Annotated in this window: 21 protein-coding genes; 2 read left to right on the forward strand and 19 right to left on the reverse strand. The window is 71.9% G+C overall.

Translation table 11 applies throughout. The features are described from left to right. The first annotated feature begins 44 nt into the window (after nucleotides 1–44). Nucleotides 45–1187 carry a mechanosensitive ion channel family protein gene (locus R4Z62_RS07955; RefSeq protein ID WP_064532516.1) on the forward strand — a complete coding sequence of 381 codons (1143 nt, stop codon included), beginning with the start codon at nucleotides 45–47 and terminating at the stop codon, nucleotides 1185–1187. Nucleotides 1188–1203: 16 nt separating this feature from the next. Here R4Z62_RS07955 and R4Z62_RS07960 read toward each other — a convergent pair whose 3' ends face one another. The 6 genes from R4Z62_RS07960 to R4Z62_RS07985 form a co-directional block, all read right to left on the reverse strand. After that, complete coding sequence (locus R4Z62_RS07960) at nucleotides 1204–1944, reverse strand: SDR family NAD(P)-dependent oxidoreductase (RefSeq protein ID WP_064532518.1); 741 nt, start codon at nucleotides 1942–1944, stop codon at nucleotides 1204–1206. A gap of 35 nt (nucleotides 1945–1979) precedes the next feature. After that, nucleotides 1980–3566 carry a Na+/H+ antiporter gene (locus tag R4Z62_RS07965; RefSeq protein ID WP_491519418.1) on the reverse strand — a complete coding sequence of 529 codons (1587 nt, stop codon included), beginning with the start codon at nucleotides 3564–3566 and terminating at the stop codon, nucleotides 1980–1982. A gap of 93 nt (nucleotides 3567–3659) precedes the next feature. Then, nucleotides 3660–4130, reverse strand: a complete 471-nt coding sequence (locus R4Z62_RS07970) for a GNAT family N-acetyltransferase (protein WP_064532523.1) — start codon at nucleotides 4128–4130, stop codon at nucleotides 3660–3662. Continuing rightward, nucleotides 4127–5071, reverse strand: coding sequence for an RluA family pseudouridine synthase (locus R4Z62_RS07975; RefSeq protein ID WP_064532525.1), 945 nt, complete (start codon nucleotides 5069–5071; stop codon nucleotides 4127–4129). Before R4Z62_RS07975 ends, R4Z62_RS07970 begins: the two co-directional genes overlap by 4 nt. A gap of 111 nt (nucleotides 5072–5182) precedes the next feature. Next, entirely contained in the window at nucleotides 5183–5845 is a 663-nt protein-coding gene (gene lspA / locus R4Z62_RS07980) for a signal peptidase II (protein WP_491519419.1), read from the reverse strand. 103 nt (nucleotides 5846–5948) lie between these two features. Next, nucleotides 5949–6854: a TraR/DksA family transcriptional regulator gene (locus R4Z62_RS07985; protein WP_064532528.1), complete on the reverse strand. Its 906-nt coding sequence runs from the start codon at nucleotides 6852–6854 to the stop codon at nucleotides 5949–5951. Nucleotides 6855–7451: 597 nt separating this feature from the next. Here R4Z62_RS07985 and ileS point away from each other — a divergent pair. Then, entirely contained in the window at nucleotides 7452–10598 is a 3147-nt protein-coding gene (gene ileS, locus R4Z62_RS07990) for an isoleucine--tRNA ligase (protein WP_491519420.1), read from the forward strand. Nucleotides 10599–10762: 164 nt separating this feature from the next. Here the strand turns inward: ileS and R4Z62_RS07995 are convergent, their stop codons facing one another. The 13 genes from R4Z62_RS07995 to R4Z62_RS08055 form a co-directional block, all read right to left on the reverse strand. Then, a complete protein-coding gene (locus R4Z62_RS07995) occupies nucleotides 10763–11953 on the reverse strand; it encodes a DivIVA domain-containing protein (RefSeq protein ID WP_355479851.1) in 1191 nt (396 codons plus the stop codon). Nucleotides 11954–12005: 52 nt separating this feature from the next. After that, on the reverse strand, nucleotides 12006–12296 hold the full coding sequence (locus tag R4Z62_RS08000) for a YggT family protein (RefSeq protein ID WP_018567482.1): 291 nt from the start codon (nucleotides 12294–12296) through the stop codon (nucleotides 12006–12008). 51 nt (nucleotides 12297–12347) lie between these two features. Continuing rightward, nucleotides 12348–12989 carry a cell division protein SepF gene (locus tag R4Z62_RS08005; RefSeq protein ID WP_018567481.1) on the reverse strand — a complete coding sequence of 214 codons (642 nt, stop codon included), beginning with the start codon at nucleotides 12987–12989 and terminating at the stop codon, nucleotides 12348–12350. 127 nt (nucleotides 12990–13116) lie between these two features. Continuing rightward, entirely contained in the window at nucleotides 13117–13836 is a 720-nt protein-coding gene (locus R4Z62_RS08010) for a YggS family pyridoxal phosphate-dependent enzyme (RefSeq protein WP_389596995.1), read from the reverse strand. A 6-nt stretch (nucleotides 13837–13842) separates the two neighbouring features. Continuing rightward, on the reverse strand, nucleotides 13843–14574 hold the full coding sequence (gene pgeF, locus R4Z62_RS08015; RefSeq protein ID WP_491519421.1) for a peptidoglycan editing factor PgeF: 732 nt from the start codon (nucleotides 14572–14574) through the stop codon (nucleotides 13843–13845). Further along, nucleotides 14571–15782, reverse strand: a complete 1212-nt coding sequence (gene ftsZ / locus R4Z62_RS08020) for a cell division protein FtsZ (protein ID WP_064532540.1) — start codon at nucleotides 15780–15782, stop codon at nucleotides 14571–14573. Before ftsZ ends, pgeF begins: the two co-directional genes overlap by 4 nt. 278 nt (nucleotides 15783–16060) lie before the next feature. Then, complete coding sequence (locus tag R4Z62_RS08025) at nucleotides 16061–16858, reverse strand: cell division protein FtsQ/DivIB (RefSeq protein ID WP_355479859.1); 798 nt, start codon at nucleotides 16856–16858, stop codon at nucleotides 16061–16063. A 28-nt stretch (nucleotides 16859–16886) separates the two neighbouring features. After that, entirely contained in the window at nucleotides 16887–17975 is a 1089-nt protein-coding gene (gene murG / locus R4Z62_RS08030) for an undecaprenyldiphospho-muramoylpentapeptide beta-N-acetylglucosaminyltransferase (RefSeq protein WP_064532544.1), read from the reverse strand. Between the two features lie 6 nt (nucleotides 17976–17981). Continuing rightward, nucleotides 17982–19460 carry a putative lipid II flippase FtsW gene (ftsW, locus tag R4Z62_RS08035; RefSeq protein ID WP_491519422.1) on the reverse strand — a complete coding sequence of 493 codons (1479 nt, stop codon included), beginning with the start codon at nucleotides 19458–19460 and terminating at the stop codon, nucleotides 17982–17984. Between the two features lie 96 nt (nucleotides 19461–19556). Then, the gene (murD, locus tag R4Z62_RS08040; RefSeq protein ID WP_382847435.1) at nucleotides 19557–20987 is read right to left on the reverse strand and encodes a UDP-N-acetylmuramoyl-L-alanine--D-glutamate ligase; all 1431 of its coding nucleotides are present in this window, start codon (nucleotides 20985–20987) and stop codon (nucleotides 19557–19559) included. Next, the gene (gene mraY / locus R4Z62_RS08045) at nucleotides 20969–22042 is read right to left on the reverse strand and encodes a phospho-N-acetylmuramoyl-pentapeptide-transferase (protein ID WP_064532549.1); all 1074 of its coding nucleotides are present in this window, start codon (nucleotides 22040–22042) and stop codon (nucleotides 20969–20971) included. Before mraY ends, murD begins: the two co-directional genes overlap by 19 nt. Next, entirely contained in the window at nucleotides 22039–23454 is a 1416-nt protein-coding gene (locus R4Z62_RS08050) for a UDP-N-acetylmuramoyl-tripeptide--D-alanyl-D-alanine ligase (RefSeq protein WP_491519423.1), read from the reverse strand. Before R4Z62_RS08050 ends, mraY begins: the two co-directional genes overlap by 4 nt. Before the next feature lie 102 nt (nucleotides 23455–23556). Beyond that, nucleotides 23557–25077, reverse strand: coding sequence for a UDP-N-acetylmuramoyl-L-alanyl-D-glutamate--2,6-diaminopimelate ligase (locus R4Z62_RS08055; protein ID WP_491519424.1), 1521 nt, complete (start codon nucleotides 25075–25077; stop codon nucleotides 23557–23559). Between the last annotated feature and the right edge of the window lie 142 nt (nucleotides 25078–25219).

The following is a 25219-nucleotide window of genomic DNA, read 5'->3' on the forward strand; positions in this document are numbered from 1 at the left end:
AGACACATGTTCGTCCCCGGCCGCCGCCGGTTACGTTCGCAGGCATGGAAGACGCACTCCGCCCGCTGACCGTGATCGGCGGCTCGGTCGTCCTCACCCTGCTCATCGGCTGGACCACCGACCTGCTGCTGCGCAAGGCCGACGAACGGCACCACGAGACACCGCTGTGGGGACTGCTGCGCCGGGCCCGCGTGCCCTACCAGCTCGTCCTGTGCTCCGCCCTGCTCAGAGGCTCCTACGACCGCGCCGAACTCCTCCAGGAGCACCGCGGTGGCGTCGGCCGCACGCTGACCCTGGTGCTGATCGGATCCGCCGCCTGGCTGGCCGTCCGGATCGCGGCGGCCGTCGTCGAGACCTCGTACTCCCGCTACGCCAGCTCCCGCGCGCAGCGGGACCCGGCCCGGGTGCGCCGGGTGCGCACCCAGGTCGAGCTGATCATGCGGGTGGTCACCGCGGTCGTCATCGTGGTGGCCGCCGCCTCGATGCTGCTGACCTTCCCGGCGATGCGGGCGGCCGGTGCCTCGCTGCTGGCCTCGGCCGGGATCCTCGGCATCGTCGCCGGCGTCGCCGCGCAGTCCACGCTGAGCAACATGTTCGCCGGGCTCCAGATCGCCTTCGGCGACATGGTGCGCATCGGCGACACCGTCGTCGTCAACGGCGAGTGGGGCACCGTCGACGAGATCACGCTGACCTTCCTGACCGTACGGACCTGGGACGAGCGCCGGATCACCATGCCGGTCTCCTACTTCACGTCCAACCCGTTCGAGAACTGGTCGCGCGGCACCCCGCAGATGACCGGCACCGTCTTCTGGCACCTCGACCACTCCGCGCCGCTGGAGGCGATGCGCGACAAGCTGCGCGACATCCTGCGCACCTGCCCGGCCTGGGACGGCCGCGCCTGCAACGTGCAGATCACGGACACCACGCCCACCACCGTCCAGGTGCGGGCGCTGGTGACGGCGAAGGACGCCGACGACATCTGGACGGTGCGGGTCGCGGTGCGCGAGCAGATGCTCCGGTGGCTGTGCGAGGAGCACCCGTACGCGCTGCCCCGCGTCAACACGGGCGAGGCGGTGCCGCCGCGGGACCGCGCCGCCGGGGACGGGCACGGGGACCGGCCGGTGCCCGTCGCCGGTCCGGACGGGACGCGCACCGGCCTGGACGCGTCCCGCGCCGGACGCGGCTGACGGGGCCGCCGGCCGTTCAGTGGCCGCGCTCGGCGCCGCCGTTGACCTGGACGACCTGCGAGGTGACGTGCGCGGCGGCCGGGGAGGCCAGCCAGTGCAGGGTGGCGGCGACATCGCCGGGGGTGCCGGCACGGCCGGTCGAGGTCTCGGCGACGAGCCGGGCGCGGCGCTCGTCGTCCATCGCGTCGCCGAAGAAGCCGGTGTCCTCGATGTAGCCGGGGGCGACCACGTTCACCGTGATGCCGTGCGGGCCCAACTGGCGGGCCAGATCGTGGGCGTAGGGGTGCAGGGCCGCCTTGGCCGCGCCGTAGGCACCGCTGCCCGAGCCCCGGTAGGCGGCGATGGAGCTGAGGAACAGCACCCGCCCGCCGGGCTCGGCGAGCCGGTGTCTGAGGGCCTCGGTGAGCAGCACGGCGGTCAGCGTGTTGAGCCGGAAGTTGAGGGTCCAGTCGTCGGCGGTCCGCTCCAGCGGGTCGTCCCGCTCCGGCCGCTCCTCCAGCAGCCCGGAGCCGCCCGCGCTGTGCACGAGCACGTCCACGGCGCCCATCTCCTCGGCGACGAAGCGGGCGACCTGCCGTACGTCGTCCACGTCCGTGAGGTCGGCCGCGCGGACGAGCGCCCCCGGCACCCGTGCCTCGCGCAGCACCTCCTCGCGCCGTCCGAGCAGCAGGACGCGGTCCCCGTCCGCGGCGAACGCCCGCGCCGCGGCCAGCCCGATGCCCGTACCGCCACCGCTGATCACTACGTTGCGTGTCATGCCACCGAGACTAGTTCGGCCCGGCCGCCGACGGGTCAGCGCAGGCTGCGCACGTCGAGGTGGCGCAGCACCCGGTCCACGATCTCCGGGTCGGCGCCCGGCTCGCTGCGGGCGGCGAGCACCTCGTGCCGGGCGGCGCTCAGCATCTCGGCCTGGATCCTGCGCAGCCGCTTGATCCGGCGCACCCGGTGCTCCTGTGCCTCCCGGCGCTCCTCGTCGCCGATCTGCGGGTTGATCCGCAGGCCGATCTCGAAGGCGCGCCGCAGCATCTGCTCCGAGACCTCGTCGGGCAGGTCCTCGACCGACTCGATCTCCTTCAGCCGCCGCTTGGCCGCGCGCGCCGCCCGCACCGCCAGCTCCTTCTCGAACTCCTTCTCGCGCTCGGTGTCGGCGCGCACCCCGAGCCGCTTGACCAGCCACGGCAGGGTGAGCCCCTGGAGCACCAGCGTCACCATGATCACGCCGAAGGCGATGAACACGATCTCGTCGCGGTCGGGGAAGGGCGCGCCGCTGTCCGTCTTCAGCGGGATGGCCAGCGCCAGCGCCACCGAGGCCACCCCGCGCATCCCGGACCACCACATGACGACGGTCTCCCGCCAGCTCGTCGGGATGTCCTCGTCGTAGTCCCGCCGGGCGTGCAGACGTTGGGTGAGCCAGGTCGCGGGCAGCAGCCACAGCAGCCGGACGAGGATCACGACGCCCACGACCACCCCGGCCCAGCCGAGCAGTTCCAGCCAGCGGCCGGACGCGGTGCGGATCGCGTTGTGCAGCTCCAGGCCGATCAGTCCGAAGGCGACTCCGGTGACGAGGGTGTCGACGACGTCCCAGACGGTGTGCCCGGCCAGCCGGCTCATCACGTCGTCGGCCCCGTAGGCGTACTCGGCCAGGAACAGCGCGGTGGTGAGCACGGCGAGGACGCCGGAGCCGTGCAGTTCCTCGGCCAGCACATAGGAGGCGTACGGCACCAGGAGCGTCAGGCCGATCTGGAGGGTGGCGTCCCCCAGCAGGTCCAGCAGCTTGTTGGCGCCCCAGCCGAGGGCGACGCCGATGACCACGGCGACCACCGCGGACAGCACCAGGTCGAGTCCGGCCTGCCAGGCGGAGAACTCGCCGCTGACGGCGGCGGCGATCGCGACGTGGTAGAGCACGATGGCGGTGACGTCGTTGAACAGGCCCTCGCCCTCCAGGATGGACACCAGGCGGCGGGGCAGCCCGAGCTGTCCGGCCACCGCGGTCGCCGCGACCGGGTCGGGCGGCGCGACCAGCGCGCCGAGCGCCACGGCGGCGGCCAGCGGCAGCCCCGGCACGATGGTGTGGGCGACGACCGCGACGCACAGGGTGGTGACGAACACCAGGGCCACGGCCAGCAGGAAGATCGGCCGTCTGTTCGCCGCGAACTGCCGCCAGGAGGTGCGCCGTACGGCGGCGTAGAGCAGCGGCGGCAGCAGCGCGGGCAGGATCAGCTCGGGCGGGATGTCGACGTTCGGCACGAAGTTCAGGACCGCCAGGACGATCCCGAGGAGCGTCATCAGCACCGGGGCGGGCAGCCCGAGCCGGTCCCCTATGGGGACGCTGATCACGGCCCCGAGCAGGACGACGAACAACAGGGCCAACTGATCCACGCTCGGCGCTCCGGGGGTCGGACGGTCACACGGCAGCCTCCAGCGTGCCATGCCGTCCGCCGCGTCGGCCTGCTGGGAACCGCGTGGCCGCGGCTACAGGGCGCGCCGCATGGCCCGGTGCGGAATGCCGGCGTCCGGGAACTCGGGGCCGTGGGCCGTGTAGCCCAGCCGCTCGTAGAAACCGAGGGCGTGGGTCTGCGCGTGCAGGTCCATCGCGGTCAGGCCGTGCGCGCGGGCCGCGTCCTCCAGGGCGCGCACCAGGGCCGCGCCGACGCCGAGGCCCCGGGCGGCGGCGGTGACGGCGAGGCGGCCCAGCGAGCCGACGGCCGGGTCGCCGCCGGTGCGGCCGGCCGCCGCCGCGCCGTGCAGCAGCCGTCCGGTGCCGAGCGGGGTGCCGTCGTCGCGGACGGCGAGCACATGCACCGCCACGGCGTCCAGCTCGTCGTACTCCAGGTCCTCGGGGACGCCCTGCTCGGTGACGAAGACCTCCTTGCGCACCGCGAAGCACGCCTCGCGGTCGGCGGCGCCGGCGGCCACCCGCGTCCGGTACGCGGCCCGGGTCACGCGTAGGTCTCCTCGCGGACCTGGTCCAGGGCCTGCTGGAGGTCGGCCGGGTAGTCGCTGGCGAACTCCGCCCAGCGGCCGTCGCCGGGGTGCTCGAAGCCGAGCCGCACCGCGTGCAGCCACTGCCGGGTCAGCTTCAGCCGCTTGGCCAGGGTGGGGTCGGCGCCGTAGGTGAGGTCGCCGACGCAGGGGTGGCGGTGGGCGGCCATGTGGACGCGGATCTGGTGGGTGCGGCCGGTCTCCAGCTTCACGTCGAGCAGGGAGGCGGCGCGGAAGGCCTCGATGAGGTCATAGTGCGTGACGGACGGCTTGCCCTCGGCGGTGACCGCCCACTTGTAGTCGTGGTTCGGGTGGCGTCCGATGGGGGCGTCGATGGTGCCGCTGGTCGGGTCCGGGTGGCCCTGGACCAGGGTGTGGTAGCGCTTGTCGACCGTGCGCTCCTTGAACTGGCGCTTGAGCGACGTGTACGCGTACTCGGACTTGGCGACCACCATCAGGCCGGAGGTGCCGACGTCCAGGCGGTGCACGATGCCCTGGCGCTCGGCGGCGCCCGAGGTCGAGATGCGGTACCCGGCGGCGGCGAGCCCGCCGATGACCGTGGGTCCGCTCCAGCCGGGGCTGGGATGCGCCGCGACGCCGACCGGCTTGACGATCACGACGACGTCGTCGTCGTCGTGGACGATCTCCATGCCCTCCACGGGCTCGGCGACGAGCTGCACGGGCGCGGGGGCCTGCGGCATCTCGACCTCCAGCCAGGCGCCGCCGCTCACCCGCTCGGACTTGCCGACCGCCGTGCCGTCGACCAGCACCTTGCCCGCCGCGGCCAGCTCGGCCGCCTTCGTACGGGAGAAGCCGAACATGCGGGAGATGGCGGCGTCGACACGCTCGCCCTCCAGGCCGTCGGGCACGGGCAGGGTACGGATCTCGGGAAGGGTGCTCACCCGTCGAGTATGCCGGACGGGCCGGACACTCCCGTACGCGCGGGCGTCCGCCGGGTGCGGCCTTCCCCCGGCGGGCGCCGGTGCGGGCCCCGGTCGTGGTGGACGGTGCCGTCAGTCCTTGTGGACGGTGCCGTCCGGGTCCCGGCCGCCGAAGGAGAGCAGCACGATCAGGATGCCGCCGCAGACGATCGCCGAGTCGGCGAGGTTGAAGACGGCGAAGTGCTTGGGCGAGATGAAGTCGACGACCGCGCCCTTGAAGACCCCCGGCGAGCGGAAGATCCGGTCGGTGAGGTTGCCCAGCGCGCCGCCGAACAGCAGGCCGAGCGCGAACGCCCAGGGCAGGCTGTACAGCTTGCGGGCCAGCCGGACGATCACCACGATCACGGCGGCGGCGATGACCGTGAAGATCACCGTGTACGCCTCGCCGAAGCTGAAGGCGGCGCCGGAGTTGCGGATCATCTGGAACTGGAGCCAGTCCCCGATGATCTGCACCGGGGCGTGGTGCTCCAGCTTGGCCACCACGAGGATCTTGCTGACGAGGTCGAGGGCGTACGCCACGGCGGCCACCGCGAACAGCACGCCGACGCGGCGCCTGCCCCGCGGCGGCCCGTCCGCGGCGGCGCCGGACTCCTTCGGCGCGCCGCCACCGGCGTCCGGCGTCGTCCCTGCTGGTGCGGCCGTCTCCGCCGCGACGTCGGGCTGCCGCTGCTCCCCGGGACGCTCCGCGTCCGGGGTGTCGTCCGGCGTACCGATGATGCGCTCCGCCTCTGCCACGTGAGTCCCTCGACCTAGGTACCTGACTGAGGACGAGACTACGGCACGTCCCGCGGGGCCGACGCGCTCAGGAGGGGCGCCGGCGCCCGTTCACCGCCGGTCGCTACCGGCGTTCCTGCTTCTGCTTGCACTCCACGCACAGGGTGGCCCGCGGGAAGGCCTGCATGCGGGCCTTCCCGATGGGGTTGCCGCAGTTCTCGCACACGCCGTAGGTGCCCGCGTCCAGCCGGTCGAGGGCGCGCTCGGTCTGGGTGAGCGTCTCGCGCGCGTTGGCGGCCAGCGCCAGTTCGTGCTCGCGCGTGATGTTCTTGGTGCCGGTGTCCGCCTGGTCGTCGCCCGCGCCGTCCCCGGAGTCCCGCATCAGACCCGCGAGGGACGCCTCGGACGAGCTGATCTCGGTGCTCAGCCGCTCCATCTCGGACTCCAGCTCCGCGCGGGCCTCGGCGACCTCCTCCTCGGTCCACGGGTCCTCACCCGGGCGAACCGCGAGGTCGCCCGGCTCCACCGCCGCGGCGACGCGCGCCTTGGGGACCGCGGTCTTGGCCGCCGTGGCCGTACTGGCCGTACCGGCCCTACTGGCCCTACCAGGGGTCTTCTTCGCAACCACCGTCGTGGCTCCCGTCTGCTTCGCGGCCTCGGCCGCGCCCGCCTTCTTGCCCGAGCTCTTCCTGCCCACAGCGGCACCGCTCCCACCCTGCGCGGCGCTCTTCGGCGGGGAGTCGCCCGGCGCGGGCTCCTTCGCCGGGGCGGCCTTGCGCGCGGGGGTCTTGTGGGCGGCGGCCTTCCGCTCCGGAGTGCGCCGGGGTGCGGCGGCCTCGGTCCGCTCCGGATCCCCGGCCGTGCCGCCCTCCGCCGGGGCCTTCGTACGGCCCTTCGCGCGGCCCGTGGCCGTCTCGCGGGCGGCGCCCTTCGCGCCGGTGGACCGCGCGGATCCGGTCGTCCGGCCGTCCGCGCCGGTGTGCCGGGACCCGTCGGACGCCGACTGCTCGGCGGTCTTTTTCGCCACCATGGACGCGGCCCCTTCACATATTGTGATCTTGCTCGCGAATCGTGCTGGGACGATAAATCGACTCAAGCCCCGCGGCAACGGGGCACGCCGCCCGATTCGCCCGCCTCGCGCGTACCGCGCCCGGCATGCAAGCGTTGTGCCCAGCTCCCCGCCCGGTAATCCGACAAGACGCACGTCGGACGATCCCAGCGGCCGGCGCCACCGCCGTTCGGGTCACCCGCGCCCCGCCCCGCTCCCGGCGCCGGGAGCCGAAAACCGGTCGGCCGCGGCTCCTGGAGCGCCGTACACTGGGCGGAGCGAGAAGCGTGGATGGGGACGAGTAGCGGCGCAGGCAGCCCAGAGCGACCCGGGGACGGTGTGAGCCCGGGGGCGAGCGCGACGCGAAGATCACCCCGGAGCCGCCGGAAGAACACCCCACGGGAGCAGCCCGGGGGCCAGTAGAACCGGCATCGCGAGCCCAATGAGGGGGCTCACCGGAGCGTACGGCGCACCGGCGGGCCAAGGAGGGTGGTACCGCGGGAGCGCGCCGCACGGCGTGGAAGCACGAACGCTCTCGTCCCTCCGACGGTAGGCAGCACATCCGCCGGAGGAAGCTCGTTGAATACGCAGCCGCAGTACCGCCAGGTGCCCGCCCAGGTCGACCTGCCCGCGCTCGAACACGCGGTGCTCGACTTCTGGCGCGAGCAGAAGATCTTCGCCAAGAGCCTTGAGCAGTCCGCGGGCCGCCCCGAATGGGTGTTCTACGAGGGCCCGCCCACCGCCAACGGCATGCCCGGCGCCCACCACATCGAGGCCCGCGTCTTCAAGGACGTCTTCCCCCGCTTCCGCACCATGCGCGGCTACCACGTGGGCCGCAAGGCCGGCTGGGACTGCCACGGCCTGCCCGTCGAGCTGGCGGTGGAGAAGGAGCTGGGCTTCACCGGCAAGCAGGACATCGAGGCGTACGGCATCGCCGAGTTCAACGACCGCTGCCGCGAGTCCGTGACCCGGCACACCGACGCCTTCGCCGAGCTGACGACGCGCATGGGCTACTGGGTCGACCTGGACGACGCCTACCGGACCATGGACCCCGAGTACATCGAGTCGGTCTGGTGGTCGCTGAAGCAGATCTTCGACAAGGGCCTGCTGGTGCAGGACCACCGCGTCGCCCCCTGGTGCCCGCGCTGCGGCACCGGCCTGTCCGACCACGAGCTGGCGCAGGGCTACGAGACGGTCGTCGACCCGTCCGTGTACGTGCGCTTCCCGCTCACCTCCGGACCGCTGGCCGGGCAGGCCGCGCTCCTGGTGTGGACGACGACCCCCTGGACCCTGGTGTCCAACACGGCCGTCGCCGCCCACCCGGACGTCACCTATGTCGTCGCCACGGACGGCGCGGAGAAGGTCGTCGTCGCCGAGCCGCTGGTCGCCAAGGCGCTCGGCGAGGGCTGGGAGACCACCGGCGAGTCCTTCACCGGCGCCGAGATGGAGCGCTGGACCTACCGGCGCCCCTTCGAGCTGGTCGAGTTCCCCGAGCCCGCCCACTACGTGGTCAACGCCGAGTACGTCACCACCGAGGACGGCACGGGCCTCGTCCACCAGTCCCCCGCCTTCGGCGAGGACGACCTCAGGGTGTGCCGCTCCTACGGGCTGCCGGTGGTCAACCCGGTCCGCCCGGACGGCACCTTCGAGGAGGACCTGCCGCTGGTCGGCGGCGTCTTCTTCAAGAAGGCCGACGAGCGGCTCACCGAGGACCTGCGCGAGCGCGGCCTGCTCTTCCGGCACCTGCCCTACGAGCACAGCTACCCGCACTGCTGGCGCTGCCACACCGCGCTGCTGTACTACGCCCAGCCGTCCTGGTACATCCGCACCACCGCCGTCAAGGACCGGCTGCTGGCGGAGAACGAGCGGACCAACTGGTACCCGGACACCGTCAAGCACGGCCGCTTCGGCGACTGGCTGAACAACAACATCGACTGGGCGCTCTCCCGCAACCGCTACTGGGGCACCCCGCTGCCCGTCTGGCGCTGCGCCGAGGACCACCTCACCTGCGTCGGCTCCCGCGCGGAGCTGACCGAGCTGACCGGCACCGACCAGTCGGGCCTCGACCCGCACCGCCCGTTCATCGACGAGGTGACCTTCGCCTGCCCCGAGGAGGGCTGCCACGCGACGGCCGTGCGCGTGCCCGAGGTCATCGACGCCTGGTACGACTCGGGTTCGATGCCGTTCGCGCAGTGGGGATACCCGTACAAGAACAAGGAGCTGTTCGAGAGCCGCTACCCGGCGCAGTTCATCTCCGAGGCGATCGACCAGACCCGCGGCTGGTTCTACACGCTGATGGCGATCGGCACCCTGGTGTTCGACAAGTCGTCGTACGAGAACGTGGTGTGCCTGGGCCACATCCTCGCCGAGGACGGCCGCAAGATGTCCAAGCACCTGGGCAACATCCTCCAGCCGATCCCGCTGATGGACCAGCACGGCGCGGACGCGGTGCGCTGGTTCATGGCGGCCGGCGGTTCGCCCTGGGCGGCCCGCCGGGTCGGCCACGGCACCATCCAGGAGGTGGTGCGCAAGACGCTGCTGACCTACTGGAACACGGTCGCCTTCCAGGCGCTGTACGCCCGTACGTCGAACTGGGCCCCGAGCGCGGCGGACCCGGCCCCGGCCGACCGCCCGCTGCTGGACCGCTGGCTGCTGAGCGAGCTGCACGCGCTGACCGACCAGGTCACGCAGGCCCTGGAGGCGTACGACACGCAGCGTGCCGGGAAGCTGCTCTCCGCGTTCGTGGACGACCTGTCCAACTGGTACGTCCGCCGTTCGCGCCGCCGCTTCTGGCAGGGCGACAAGGCCGCGCTGCGCACGCTGCACGAGGTCGTCGAGACGGTCACCAAGCTGATGGCCCCGCTGACCCCGTTCATCACCGAGCGGGTCTGGCAGGACCTGGTGGTGCCGGTGTCGCCGGGCGCCCCGGAGTCGGTGCACCTGGCCTCCTGGCCCGAGGCCGACCTGTCCGCGATCGACCCCGAGCTGTCCCGGCAGATGGTGCTGGTACGGCGGCTGGTCGAGCTGGGCCGGGCCACCCGCGCGGAGTCGGGCGTCAAGACCCGCCAGCCGCTCTCGCGCGCGCTGGTCGCGGCGGCGGGCTTCGACACCCTGGACCGCGAGCTGCACGCGCAGATCACCGAGGAGCTGAACGTCTCCTCGCTGGCGTCGCTCAGCGAGGTCGGCGGGTCACTGGTGGACACCACCGCGAAGGCCAACTTCCGTGCGCTGGGCAAGCGGTTCGGCAAGCGCGTCCAGGACGTGGCGAAGGCCGTCGCGGCGGCCGACGCCGCGGCGCTGTCGCTGGCGCTGCGCGAGGGCACGGCGTCGGTGGAGGTCGACGGCGAGACCGTCACGCTGGCCCCGGACGAGGTGATCATCACCGAGACCCCGCGCGAGGGCTGGTCGGTGGCGTCCGACTCGGGCGCGACGGTGGCGCTCGACCTGGAGCTGACCGAGGAGCTGCGGCAGGCGGGTCTGGCGCGCGACGCCATCCGGCTCATCCAGGAGGCGCGCAAGAACAGCGGCCTGGACGTCGCGGACCGGATCGCGCTGCGCTGGACCTCCACGGACCCGGCGGTCATCGCGGCCCTGTCCGAGCACGCGGGGCTCATCTCCGACGAGGTCCTGGCCACGGACTTCGCCCGGGGCGAGGCGGACGGCACCTACGGTGACCCGTTCACCGACGAGGGCCTGTCCCTGACGTTCCGGCTGCGCAAGGCGTAGCCGCGTGCGGCGCCCCGCGCCCCCTCCCGGGGGGCGCGGGGCGCCCGTGCGACCAGCCGCTGCCCGTGCACACGAGAACGGCCCCGGAGGAAATCCTCCGGGGCCGTTCTCTCAGGCTGCCGACGCCTTGTTCGTGCGTTCGCTCAGGAACCCGTCAGGGCGCCTCAGTTGTCGTCCTCGTCGATCAGGAAGCCGCGCATCGGAGACGGGGCCTGGCCCATGGGGGACGGGCCCTGCGGCCGGACCGGTGCCATCGGCTGGGTCATCGCCGGGGACATCTGCTGCTGGCCGCCGTAGGACGGACCGGACGGGCCGGACGGACCGCCCATCGCGCCGTTGCCGCCGTAGGACGGAGCGCTCGCACCGGCCGGAGCCATGGAGGGCGCCGGGGACGGCGGCAGCGAAGCGGCCGCCGGCGAGGTGCGCGGCGGGGCCAGCGAGTCGTCGGCCTGGGTCTCCAGCTGGCGCAGCTGCGACTCCAGGTACGACTTCAGACGCGTACGGTACTCGCGCTCGAAGCCGCGCAGGTCCTCGACCTTGCGCTCCAGCGTGGCACGGGCGGACTCCAGGGAGCCCATCGCGACGCGGTGCTTCTCCTGCGCGTCCCGCTCCAGCGCGTCGGCCTTGGCGCGGGCGTCGCGCTCCAGACCCTCGGCGCGCGAACGGGCCTCGCCGACGATCTTGTTGGCCTCGGAACGGGCCTCGGCGATCGCCTGGTCGGCGGTCTGCTGGGCCAGCGAGAGCACCCGCGCGGCGCTGTCGCCACCGGGACCCTGGCCCATCGGACCGGGACCGCCCATCGGGTTCGGACCGCCCATCGGGCCCGGACCCATCTGCCCCTGCATCGGACCGGGGCCCTGGCCCATCGGTCCGGGACCCTGACCCATCGGGCCGGGGCCCTGCGGGCCCTGTCCGCCGGGGCCGGCGGGCAGCTGCGGGGCACCGCTCGGCAGCTGGGGCGGACCACCCATGGGGCCACCCATCTGCTGCTGCGGCGGGCCCGATATGCCGGCGGGCACCGGAGCGCCGGGACCTCGCATGCCCTGCTGCGGCATCCCGCCCTGCTGGGGCATGCCCGGCCCCTGCTGCTGGTGCTGCTGGTGCTGGGGGTGCTGCGGGTGCTGCTGCTGGTCCTGCTGCTGCTCCGGAGGCTTGCGCATGTTCTGCTGGTTCTGCGCGGCGGCACGGGTGGCCGCGGCCAGCTTGGCGCGCAGGTCCTCGTTCTCACGGAGCAGACGGGTCAGCTCGGCCTCGACCTCGTCGAGGAAGGCATCGACCTCGTCCTCGTCATAGCCTTCTCGGAGGCGGACGGTCGTGAACTGCTTGTTCCGCACGTCCTCGGGGGTCAACGGCATCTCTTCACCTCAACGTAGTCATCGGCAGTCGGCAAGACCGTATCGTCCACACTCACGTCGCGAGGCTTCCCACGATGTAGATGAGGATGTAGACGATGATCATCAGAACGAAGAAGGACAGGTCGAGCGCCACGCCCCCGAGACGCAGCGGCGGGATGAACCGCCGCAGAAGCTTCAGCGGTGGATCGGTGACAGTGTAGGTGGCCTCCAGAACGACCACCATCGCCTTGCCGGGTTGCCACGAGCGGGCGAACTGGAACACATAATCCATGACCAATCGGAAGATCAGTACGATGAGGAACACCATCAGCGCGATGTAGAGAACCTCCATGGCCACGCCCATGATCGGTGCTTCCCTCTCCCCTGTTCCGTGCCGGTTGTCCGGTGGTGCGTCTCAGCTCTGGTTGAAGAACCCGCCCTCTGCGATGCGGGCCTTGTCCTCCGCCGTGACATCGACGTTAGCAGGCGACAACAGAAACACCTTCTGTGTCACCCGCTCGATGCTGCCGTGGAGACCGAACACCAGACCGGCCGCAAAGTCGACAAGTCGCTTCGCGTCCGTGTCGTCCATCTCCGTCAGATTCATGATCACCGGAGTGCCTTCACGGAAGTGTTCCCCGATGGTACGGGCCTCGTTGTAGGTCCGGGGGTGAAGTGTGGTGATGCGGTACGGCTCACGTTCCGACACGACCTTGGGCATGATCACCGGTGCGTTCTTCTCCAGGCTCGCGCGTTCTTGTGTGATGGATGCCACGGGCGCGATACGCGCCGGACGAGGGGATTCCGCCGGGAGCGAAGCGGAATGGGACACGGGTTCGCGGGGTGCCGGAGGCTGCATCACCCGTACCGGTTCGTCCCTTTGCTGCTGATGTGTACCGTGCGGCTGGTGCGACGGCTCGTGCCGCCTGCGGTCCCGCTCGGGCTCCGGGTCGAGTTCGGGTTCGAAGTCGTCATCGGGGTCGAAACCCCGGCCGTCGTACCCATCGTCCTCCACGAGGCCGAGGTAGACCGCCATCTTGCGCATCGCGCCGGCCATTCTCTGAGTCCTCCGCTCTGTGGTGGATCGACTGACGACCGCCAAGTCCCCGCGATCCACGAGGTCGTTGCGCCTTCTTCGGCGGTATTGACCATATTTTCTGCTGTGGTCCGACTTCTTGGCGACGTTACCCGAGGCCGGGGCGGACTCCGAGTACCGCGCTGCCGACGCGCACATGTGTCGCTCCGGCGGCCACGGCCTGTTCGAGGTCCGCGCTCATCCCTGCCGAGACCATGGTGGCAGCAGGATGGTCCCGGCGCAGGGAGGTCGACAAATCCATGAGCCGCTCGAACGCCGCCTGTTGGCGGCCGGCGTACTCCCCGGTCAGCGGCGCGACGGTCATCAGGCCGCCGAGCCGCAGTCCCGGAGCGTTCGCGACGAGGTCCGCCAACTCCCCGACGCCGCCCGGCGCCACGCCGCCCCGCTCGCCCCGCGCCTGCTCGCCCGCGTCCAGGGCCACCTGGATCAGGCACCCGAGTTCGCGGCCCGCGCGCACGGCCTCCTTGGAGAGCGCGGTGACCAGCCGGGCGCGGTCCACGGACTGCACGACGTCCGCGTAACCGACGACGGATCGCACTTTGTTGGTCTGAAGTTGACCGACAAAATGCCAATTCAAGGGCAGATCCGCACATTCCGCGGCCTTCGGCGCCGCGTCCTGGTCCCGGTTCTCGGCGACCTGGCGCACCCCGAGGTCCGCCAGGATCCGCACGTCCGAGGCCGGGTAGGTCTTGGTGACCACGATGAGGGTCACGTCCTCGCGGGGGCGCCCGGCCGCGGCGCACGCGGCGGCGATGCGCCCCTCCACCTTCGCCAGATTCGCGGCGAGTTCGTCCTTACGTTCCGTCATGCCTCATCAGTCCAGCCAGACATAGCCCGCGAGCCGACCGGTGGTGCGGTCGCGGCGGTACGAGAAGTGGTCGTCCGACTCCCGGGTGCAGACCGACGACCGCTCCCGGTCGCGCACTCCCAGGCGCTCGAGTTGTGCGTGCACTCCGGCGCTCACATCGAGCGCCGGCGTACCCCAGCTCGTTTCGGCGTACGCCGCCGGCTCGACGGCGCTCACCTCGGCGCGCATCGCCTCGGGCACCTCGTAGCACCGGCCGCACACGGCGGGTCCGGTGCGGGCGGTGATCCGGGCGGGGTCGGCGCCGAGTTCCACCATGGTCCGCACGGCGGCGGGCACCACCCCGGCCACCATGCCGGGCCGGCCCGCGTGGGCCGCGGCGGCGATCCCGGCGACCGGGTCGGCGAGCAGCACCGGGGTGCAGTCGGCGGTGAGCACGGCGAGGGCGAGTCCCCGGCGGGCGGTGACGAGCGCGTCGACGGACGGGACGTCCGCGCCGGGGTCCCAGGGGCCGTCCACGACCGCGACGTCGTCGCCGTGCACCTGGTTCATCCAGACCACGTCGGCCGCGTCGAGCCCGAGAGCGGCGGCGGCCCGTGCGCGGTTGGCCCGTACGGCACCGGGGTCGTCGCCGACGGCGCCGCCGAGGTTCAGCTCCTCGTACGGAACGGCGCTCACCCCGCCCCACCGGTCGGTGAAAGCGAAGTGCGCGCCGTTCACGGTGTCGCGCGGTCCTATCACTTCAGGAAGTCCGGGACGTCCAGTTCCTCGGCCGCGCTGTCGGTGTAGGTGCGCGGCGCCGGCGGGGCGGGCGGAGCGGTGGTGAGGTCGCTCAGCGGTTCGGGCGCGACCGGCTCCGGCTCCTCCTTGGGCGTCACGCTGCCCAGCGAGCCGAAGGTCGGACGGCTCTCGGACTGCCGTACCGGAGCGGGCTCCTCGCGGCGGGGCGCGGACGACGAGGAGGAGGCCGAGCCGAGGACGTTCTCCCGGCGGGCCGGGGGCTGGCCGCCGTCGAAGCCGGCCGCGATCACGGTGACCCGCACCTCGTCGCCGAGGGCGTCGTCGATGACCGCGCCGAAGATGATGTTGGCCTCGGGGTGGGCGGCCTCGCTGACCAGCTGGGCGGCCTCGTTGATCTCGAACAGGCCGAGGTCGGAGCCGCCGGAGATGGAGAGCAGGACGCCGCGGGCGCCGTCGATGGAGGCTTCCAGCAGCGGGGAGGAGATCGCCATCTCGGCGGCGGCCACCGCGCGGTCGTCGCCGCGGGCCGAGCCGATGCCCATGAGCGCCGAACCGGCCTCGGACATGACCGACTTGACGTCGGCGAAGTCCAGGTTGATCAGGCCGGGGGTGGTGATCAGGTCGGTGATGCCCTGCACACCGGACAGCAGCACCTGGTCCGCGGACTTGAACGCGTCGAGCACGCTGACCTGGCGGTCCGAGATGGACAGCAGCCGGTCGTTGGGGATGACGATGAGGGTGTCGACCTCTTCGCGGAGTTCGGCGATGCCGTCCTCGGCCTGGTTGGCGCGGCGCCGTCCCTCGAAGGTGAACGGGCGCGTGACCACGCCGATGGTGAGGGCGCCCAGGGAGCGCGCGATGTTGGCCACGACGGGCGCGCCGCCGGTGCCGGTGCCGCCGCCTTCACCGGCCGTCACGAAGACCATGTCGGCCCCCTTGAGGACCTCTTCGATCTCCTCGCGGTGGTCCTCGGCGGCCTTGCGGCCGACGGCCGGGTTGGCCCCGGCGCCCAGTCCGCGGGTCAGTTCGCGGCCGACGTCCAGCTTGACGTCGGCGTCGCTCATCAACAGCGCCTGTGCGTCGGTGTTGATGGCGATGAACTCGACGCCCTTGAGACCGACTTCGATCATCCGGTTGATGGCATTGACACCACCGCCGCCGACACCGATGACCTTGATGACTGCGAGGTAGTTCTGCGGTGCTGCCACGTCGAAGGCCTCTCGCCTCGAATTACGTCGCCGTCGTTGCGCGCTGTCCGCGCCGCGACGGCTGATGCCGAATGGGACGGTCCGTAACGCCGACCCGAACCCTAACCCTGAAGTTTAGGGTTACCAGTGTGCCTGTTCCTTGAAGTCTTCTGAACAGGACACTAAGTCGACAAGTGGCGCCCGTTCAACGAACACGCCGAACCTCCCGTTTTTCTTTTCACCCTATGTGATCAGGCATAGCGGTGCCCAACCAGGGTGCTGGCCTGCACGTATACCCGTCAACTCCCGGATGACGCCGGGGCGATGGGGACACTCACGTCGAAGTGCCGGGCGTCGGGGGTGGCTTTCAGCAGCGCGGTGAGCACCCGGGCCTTCGCGGCACTGCCCTCCCCGCTGCCCCAGGACACGGTGCGGCCGCCGCTCAGCTCCAGCGAGATGTCGTCGTAGGTACGGACCTTGACGGCGCGGGTCGTGCGGGCCACCGCGGCCGGGATGCGGCCGGCCACCGTGACGGCCTCGCGCACCAGGCGCGCCTCGTCGAAACGGCGCAGACTCGCCGCCGTGGCGGCGGTGCGGGAAAGCGACAATTCCAGGACGGGAACGCCTTTCGGCGCCTGCGAAACCGTGGCGAAACGGACGCCGGAGGCGTCCACTTCGACGAACTTTCCGCCCTTTTCCTCCACCATGACCGCGGTGCGCTCGACGACTTTCAGCTCGATTCCGTGCGGCCACGAGCGCACCACGGCGACCGAGTCGATGCGGGGCAGCCGGTGGCGCAGCCGGGCGGCGACGGCGCCGGTGTCCACGGAGACCAGCGGGTCGCCCACCGGCACCGCGGCGGCCGAGCGCACCTGCGCGGCGGTCAACACCCTTGTCCCGGAGACCGAGACGCGCTCCACCCGGGTCCACGAGGAGCCGTAGAGGACCCAGAGGGTGCCGCCGCCGAGCAGGAGCACGGCCACGGCCGCCAGGACGAGCGCGCGAAGGGGCAGCCGCCGCAACCGGCGGATCAGGGGCGGGCCGGACGGCGACTCCCGCCGGCGTTCACCGCGTTCCTCGGAAGTCGCTCCGGCCACGCTGTCGATCCCCTTCGTTCATATGGTCCTAACGGCGCGAGGCGATGGCCTCGTACACCATGCCGACGAGCAGTTCGTCGGCGTCGCGCCGGCCGAACTCACCGGCGGCGCGGGACATCTGGTACAGCCGGTGCGGATCGGCGAGCACGGGCAGCACCTGCTGCTGCACCCACTCCGGGGTGAGGTCCGCGTCGTCGACCAGCAGTCCGCCGCCCGCCTTGACCACCGGCTGGGCGTTCAGCCGCTGTTCGCCGTTGCCGATGGGCAGCGGGACATAGGCGGCCGGCAGTCCGACGGCGGAGAGTTCGGCGACGGTCATCGCGCCGGCGCGGCAGAGCATCATGTCGGCGGCGGCGTACGCGAGGTCCATCCGGTCCAGATAACTTACCGGGATATAGGGGGGCATACCCGGCATCTGGTGCACGCGCGGCAGTTCGTTCTTCGGGCCGACCGCGTGCAGGATCTGGATGCCCGCCTGCTGGAGCCAGGGAGCGACCTGCTGGACCACCTCGTTGAGCCGGCGGGCGCCCTGCGAGCCGCCGGTGACCAGCAGCGTGGGCAGGTTGGGGTCGAGTCCGAACATCGCGCGCGCCTCCGGCCGCGCGGCCGCCCGGTCCAGCGTGGCGATGGCCCGGCGCAGCGGGATGCCGATGTAGCGGGCACCGCGCAGCTTGCTGTCCGGGGTGGAGACGGCGACCTGGGCCGCGTAGCGCGAACCGATCTTGTTGGCCAGGCCGGGGCGGGCGTTGGCCTCGTGGATCACGATGGGCACACCGAGCCGCTTGGCGGCCAGATAGCCGGGCAGGGCGACATAGCCGCCGAAGCCCACCACGGCGTCGGCCTTGGTGCGTTCCAGGATCTGCTCGGCCGCCTTGATCGTGCCGCGCAGCCGGCCCGGGACGGTGATCAGCTCGGGCGTGGGCTTGCGCGGCAGCGGTACCGCCGGGATCAGCGCCAGCTCGTAACCGCGCTCCGGCACGAGCCGGGTCTCCAGGCCCCGCTCCGTGCCCAGGGCCGTGATCCCCACGGTCGGGTCCTGCCTGCGCAGGGCGTCCGCGAGGGCGAGCGCGGGCTCGATGTGGCCCGCGGTACCTCCGCCGGCGAGTACGACATGCACCGAAATTCACCGCTCTCCGGACGAACGCGCCGCCGAGGCGCGCCGTCGCATCGTGTTCCATCTCCGAGGCCCCTGGCCGGAACCCTGACCCGATCCTGCACCGGATCCCCGGTCCGAGCCGCGGCCGAAGCCCCCGACGGCCTCCCGTCCGGGATTCCGGCCGGGGGTCCGCGCGGCCCTCCGGCCGGCTGAGCGGCCGGCCGCGGAGCCTCCTGCCCGCTTTCTACCAAAGCGAGGTTGCCGCATGGCAAGCGCCGCCCGCGCAGCGGGTTCGTCTCGCGCGAAGGCGATCAGCAGCCCGATGGCGAACATGGTCGGCAGCAGGGCGGATCCTCCGTAGGAGAACAGCGGGAGCGGGACACCGGCGATCGGCAGCAGACCGAGCACCGCACCGACGTTGATCACCGCCTGCGCGATGATCCAGGTGGTCACGCCTCCCGCGGCATACCTGACGAAGGGTTCCTCCGTGCGTCCGGCCACGCGGATGCCCGCATAGCCTAGAGCCGCGAACAGGGCGAGCACCGACAGAGTGCCCGCGAGACCCAGTTCCTCACCGGTCACGGCGAAGATGAAGTCGGTGTGGGCTTCGGGGAGTTGACCCCATTTCTCCACACTCGCCCCGAGGCCGGAACCGAAGAATCCGCCGGAGGCCAGGGCGTAGATGCCGTGCACCGCCTGCCAGCACTTGGTCACGTCGGTGGAGCCGACGCAGGCGAACCGGTCCAGGCGGTTGGGGCTGGTCTTGATGAGGACCAGGCCGATCAGGCCGGCGACCGACAGCACGCCGACGAACAGCCGGGTGGGCGCGCCCGCCAGCCACAGCAGGCCGAACAGGATGGCGGTGAGGATGATCGCGGTGCCCATGTCGCCGCCGAGCATGATCAGTCCGAGCAGCATGAAGGCGACCGGGACGAGCGGCACCAGCATGTGCTTCCACTGCGTGAGCAGCCGCTTCTCCTGCTTGCGCGCGATGAGGTCGGCGGCCCAGAGCACCAGCGCCAGCTTGCCGATCTCGCTGGGCTGGATCTGGAAGGAGCCGCCCAGCGAGATCCAGTTCTGGTTGCCGTTGACCGACATCCCTATCCCCGGCACCTGCACCAGCGCCATCAGGAACACCGCGCCCGCCAGGATCGGGTAGGCCAGCGCCCGGTGCAGCTTCACCGGCATCCGGGCGGCGGCCAGCAGCAGTCCGGCGCCGATCACGGCGGCCAGGAGCTGCTTGCGGAAGAAGTACGAACCGGGCAGCGCCATCTGGAGCGCGGTGACCTGGGAGGCCGAGTAGACCATCACCAGGCCCAGCACGGTGATCAGCGCGCTGCCGCCGAGGATCAGGTAGTACGCGGTGAGCGGCCGGTCCCAGGCCTTGCGGGCGCGGGTGACGAGGGTGCGTACGGCGTTGTCGCGCGGGCCGCGGGCCACGGCGGGCCCGCGGCCGGCCCGCTGCACGGGCGGGCGGCCCTGGCGGCTGCCGGGACTACCGGGCATCTCCGCCTCCGCGGTACGTCGGCGGCGTACGCCTGGCTCGGCTCGCGGGTCCCACGCGTCCCTCCCAAGGTCGCCCGGCGGCGGGGGCGGCCGGGGTCAGCGGGTGCCGAGTTCGCGAACGGCCTCCGCGAACGCGTCGCCGCGCTGGTTGTAGTTGGTGAACATGTCCATGGAGGCACAGGCCGGGGCGAGGAGTACCGTGTCGCCCGTGGCGGCCAGCCGCCGCGCCTCCCGGACCGCCTGGAGCATGGCCCCAGTGTCGGTCCGGTCGAGGTCGACGACGGGGACTTCGGGGGCGTGTCGCGCCAGGGCCTCGCGGATCAGCGCGCGATCGGCGCCGATGAGGACGGCGCCGCGCAGCCGCTTCGCCGAGCGGGCGACCAGCTCGTCGAAGTCCGCGCCCTTCGCCAGACCGCCCGCAATCCATACGATCGACTCATATGCTCCCAACGACGCCTCGGCCGCGTGGGTGTTGGTGGCCTTGGAGTCGTCGATGTAGGCGACGCCGTCCACGTCGGCCACGTGCGCGATGCGGTGCGCGTCCGGGGTGAAGGCCCGCAGGCCGTCCCGTACGGCCGTGGCGGGCACGCCGAAGGCGCGCGCGAGGGCCGCGGCGGCAAGGGCGTTGGCGATGTTGTGCGGGGCGGGCGGGCGGACGTCGGAGACCTCGGCCAGTTCCTGGGCGTTCTTGTGCCGGTTCTCGACGAAGGCCCGGTCGACCAGGATGCCCTCCACCACGCCGAGTTGGGAGGGCGCCGGGGTGCCGAGGGTGAACCCGACGGCCCGGCAGCCCTCTTCGACGTCGGCCGCGCGCACCAGGTCCTCGGTGGCCGGGTCGGCCGCGTTGTAGACGCAGGCCACCTGGTTGCCCTCGTAGACGCGGCCCTTGTCGGCGGCGTACGCCTCCATGGAGCCGTGCCAGTCGAGGTGGTCCGGGGCGAGGTTGAGGACGGCGGCGGAGTGGGCGCGCAGCGAGGGCGCCCAGTGCAGCTGGTAGCTGGAGAGTTCGACGGCGAGCACGTCGTGGCGCTCCTCGCCGAGGACGGCGTCCAGCAGCGAGACGCCGATGTTGCCCACGGCCGCCGTGCGCAGGCCCGCCGCCGTCAGGATGGAGGCGAGCATCTGCACGGTGGTGGTCTTGCCGTTGGTGCCGGTGACGGCCAGCCAGGGGGCCGGCTCGCGGCCGTCCAGACCGCGCAGCCGCCAGGCGAGTTCGACGTCCCCCCAGACCGGGACGCCCGCCCGGTCCGCCGCCAGGAACAGCGGCTTGTCCGGCTTCCAGCCGGGCGTGGTGACGATCAGCTCGGTGCCTTCGGGCAGGGTGTCGCCGTCGCCGAGGCGCACGGTGACGCCCAGGGTGCGCAGTTCGGCCGCCTGCGCACGGGCCCGTTCGTCGTCGCCGTCGTTGACGACGGTGACGTGCGCGCCGAGGCCGTGCAGGACCTTGGCCGCCGGGATCCCGGAGACGCCGAGTCCGGCGACGGTGACGTTCTTCCCCTGCCAGTCGGTCACTTGTCCGCTGCCCATCCCGCGTAGAAGAGGCCGAGTCCGACGATCACACAGATGCCCTGGATGATCCAGAAACGGACCACGACGAGCACTTCGGACCAGCCCTTGAGTTCGAAGTGGTGCTGGAGCGGCGCCATCCGGAAGACCCGCTTCCCGGTGAGCCGGAAGGAGCCGACCTGGATGACCACCGACATGGTGATGAGGACGAACAGGCCGCCCAGCAGCGCCATCAGCAGCTCGGTGCGCGAGCAGATGGCCAGGCCCGCGAGGACGCCGCCGAGCGCCAGCGAACCGGTGTCGCCCATGAAGATCTTGGCCGGCGAGGTGTTCCACCACAGGAAGCCGAGGCAGGCGCCCATCAGCGCGGAGGCGACGACCGCCAGGTCCAGCGGATCGCGCACCTCGTAGCAGGCGTTGGGGTTGGTCAGCGTCATCGCGTTGGCGCAGGACTCCTGGAACTGCCAGACGCCGATGAAGGTGTAGGCGCCGAAGACCAGCACGGAGGCGCCGGTGGCCAGACCGTCCAGACCGTCGGTGAGGTTCACGCCGTTGGACATCGCCAGGATCATGAACAGCGCCCAGATCACGAACAGCACCGGGCCGATGGTCCAGCCGAAGTCCGTGATGAACGACAGCTTCGTGGACGCGGGGGTGTTGCCGCGGTTGTCGGAGAACATCAGCGACAGCACCGCGAAGCCGATGCCGACGATCAGCTGGCCCGCCATCTTCGCCTTGGCGCGCAGACCCAGCGAACGGCGCTTGACGATCTTGATGTAGTCGTCGAGGAAGCCGACCATGCCCATGCCGACCATGAGGCCGAGCACCAGCAGACCCGAGTACGTCGGGGGCTTGCCGGAGATCACCTTGGACAGGAAGTACGCGGCGACCGTGGCCAGGATGAAGGCGATACCGCCCATCGTCGGCGTACCGCGCTTGCTGGCGTGCTCGCGCGGGCCGTCGTCCCGGATGTACTGGCCGTAGCCCTTGCGGGCCAGCAGCTTGATCAGCAGCGGGGTGCCGACCAGCGTCAGGAAGAGACCGATGACTCCTGCGAACAGGACCTGGTTCATCATCGGGCGGCGACCTCACCCTCGGCACCGGTCTCGACGAGCGCCTGGGCCACGCTCTCCAGACCGACCGAACGGGACGCCTTCACGAGCACGACGTCCCCCGGGCGCAACTCGCTGCGCAACAGGTCGACCGCCGCCTGTGCGTCGGACACGTGCACCGACTCCTCACCCCACGAACCCTCGTTGTATGCGCCCAGTTGCAGCCAGGACGCTTCCCTGCCCCCGACCGCGACGAGCTTGCTGACGTTGAGCCGGACGGCGAGCCGTCCGACCGCGTCGTGCTCGGCGAGCGCCTCGTCCCCGAGCTCGGCCATCTTGCCGAGCACCGCCCAGGTCCGCCGCCCCTTGCCCATGGCCGCGAGCGCGCGCAGGGCGGCTCGCATGGACTCCGGGTTGGCGTTGTAGGCGTCGTTGACGACGGTCACGCCGTCCGGGCGCTCGGTGACCTCCATCCGCCAGCGGGAGAGGGAGCCCGCAACGGAGAGCGCGGTGGCGATCTCCGTTGCGGACATGCCCAGCTCATGGGCGACGGCGGCCGCGGCGAGCGCGTTCGACACGTGGTGCTCACCGTACAGGCGCATGGTCACATCGCATGCACCGGAGGGTGTGTGAAGCCTGAAGGAGGGCTGTCCGCTGTCCGTGAGTCTCACGTTCTCGGCGCGTACGTCCGCTTCGCCCGCCTCTCCGAAAAGAAGCACCTTCGCCTGTGTACGGGAGGCCATGGCACGGACCAGCGGATCGTCGGCGTTGAGGATCGCGGTGCCGCCCTCCGCGGCCGGCGGCAGGGACTCGACCAGTTCGCCCTTGGCCTGGGCGATCTGCTCCCGGCCGCCGAACTCGCCGATGTGGGCGCTGCCGACGTTGAGCACGAGGCCCACCTTCGGCGGGGTCAGCCCGGTGAGGTAGCGGATGTGGCCGATGCCGCGGGCGCCCATCTCCAGGACGAGGTACTTCGTCTCCTCGGTGGCGGTCAGGGCGGTCAGCGGCAGCCCGATCTCGTTGTTGAGCGAGCCGGGCGTGAACACGGTCGGGGCCTTGCTCCGCAGCACCTGGGCGATCAGGTCCTTGGTGCTGGTCTTGCCCGCGGAGCCGGTCAGGGCGACGAGGGTCGCGCCCAGCTCGGCCACGACGTGGCGGGCGAGGGCCCCGAGGGCGCACTGCACGTCCTCGACCACGATCGCGGGCACGCCGACGGGACGGGAGGCCAGCACGGCGACGGCGCCCGCCGCGACGACGTCCGCGGCGAAGTCGTGGCCGTCCACGCGCTCGCCGGCGAAGGCGACGAAGAGGCTGCCGGGCACCGCCTCCCGGGAGTCCCGGACGACGGGTCCGGTGACCTGGACGGACGGATCCGGTATGTCGTGCGTCTGCCCGCCGACGACTGCTGCGATCTCGGCGAGGGAGAGGGCGATCACAAGTTCATCCCCTGGGTCTTCTGGATTTTCAATCCCTGGGTCGTACGGACGGTCGTCCCTGGGCGTTCAGTTCTACGGGGCCGTCCCTGGTCTCACGGGCGGTCATCCCTGGCTGGTGCGGACGGCTTCGCGCAGGACCTCTCGATCGTCGAAGGGGCGGATCACACCGGCGATGTCCTGGCCCTGCTCATGGCCCTTGCCCGCGACCAGGACGGTGTCCCCGGGCCGGGCCCGGCCCACGGCGGCGGCGATGGCGGCGGCCCGCTCCTCGAACAGGAGCACCTCGCCGCGCTCGTGCGCGGGCACCGAGGCGGCGCCCTGGAGCATGGTGGCCAGGATCGCGAGCGGGTCCTCGGAGCGGGGGTTGTCGGAGGTCAGCACGGCGGTGTCGGCGAGCCGGGCCACCGCGGCGCCCATCGGGGCGCGCTTGGTGGTGTCGCGGTCGCCGCCGCAGCCGAGCACCACGTGCAGATGGCCCTTGGTGACCTTGCGCAGGGCCTTGAGCACCGACTCGACGGCGTCCGTCTTGTGCGCGTAGTCGACGACCGCGAGGTAGGGCTGTCCGGCGTCCACGCGCTCCAGGCGGCCCGGCACGCCCGGGACGGCGGCCACGCCGTCGGCGGCGGACTGCGGGTCGAGTCCGGCGGCGGCCAGCGCGACGATCGCGGCGAGGGTGTTGGCGACGTTGAACGGGCCGGCGATCGGGGACCTGGCGGCGATCCGCTGCCCCTCGGGGCCGACCACCGTGAACGTCGAGTCGAGCGGTCCGACCTGCACGTCCTCGGCGCGCCAGTCGGCGTCCGGGTGGCCCTCGGCGGAGAAGGTGACGACCGGGACGGTGGCCTCCCGGGCGAGCCGGCGGCCGTACTCGTCGTCGTGGTTGACCACGCCGAGCCTGCTGCGCTCCGGGGTGAACAGCTGCGCCTTGGCCTGGAAGTAGTCCTCCATGCCGGAGTGGAACTCCATGTGCTCCGGGCTGAGGTTGGTGAAGACGGCGATGTCGAAGACGCAGCCGTCGACCCGGCCGAGCACCAGCGCGTGGCTGGAGACCTCCATGGCGACCGCCTCGACGCCGCGTTCGCGCATCACGGCGAACAGGGCCTGGAGGTCGGTGGCCTCGGGTGTGGTGCGCTCGGACTTGATGCGCTCGTCGCCGATGCGCATCTCCACCGTGCCGATCAGACCGGTGGACCGCGCGGTCTTCAGGCCGCCCTCGACGAGGTAGGCGGTGGTGGTCTTGCCGGAGGTGCCGGTGATGCCGATCTGGAGCAGGTCGCGGCCGGGCCTGCCGTAGATGGACGCCGCCAGCTCGCCCATCCGCGCGCGCGGGTCCTCGACGGCCACCACGGGCAGGCCGGTCGCGGCGGCGCGGGCGGCGCCCGCCGGGTCGGTGAGCACGGCGACCGCGCCGAGGCTCGCCGCCTGGGTGACGAAGTCGGCGCCGTGCGCGCGGGCTCCGGGCAGGGCGGCGTACAGGTCGCCGGGGCGCACGGCACGCGAGTCGTGGGTGATGCCCGTGACCTCGGCGCTGCGGTCCGGTCGCGCGGTACCCAGCTGATCGGCCAGCTCCGCGAGGGGGATGGCGGTGACCTGAACCGGTCGCGGCGGTCCCGGGTACGTCACGGAAGCGCCCTTCTGGGTGGTTTGGGACTGATCAGGGTGTGACACGGCGGTGAGCGTACCGGGCTCACCGGCCTGCGGGCGAAGCGAGGCCGCGGGCGGCCGGCGGTTCCCGGGGTCGGGGGTGATCGTTGTCACGGGCTGG

The organism is Streptomyces sp. PL-25, from assembly GCF_058344915.1.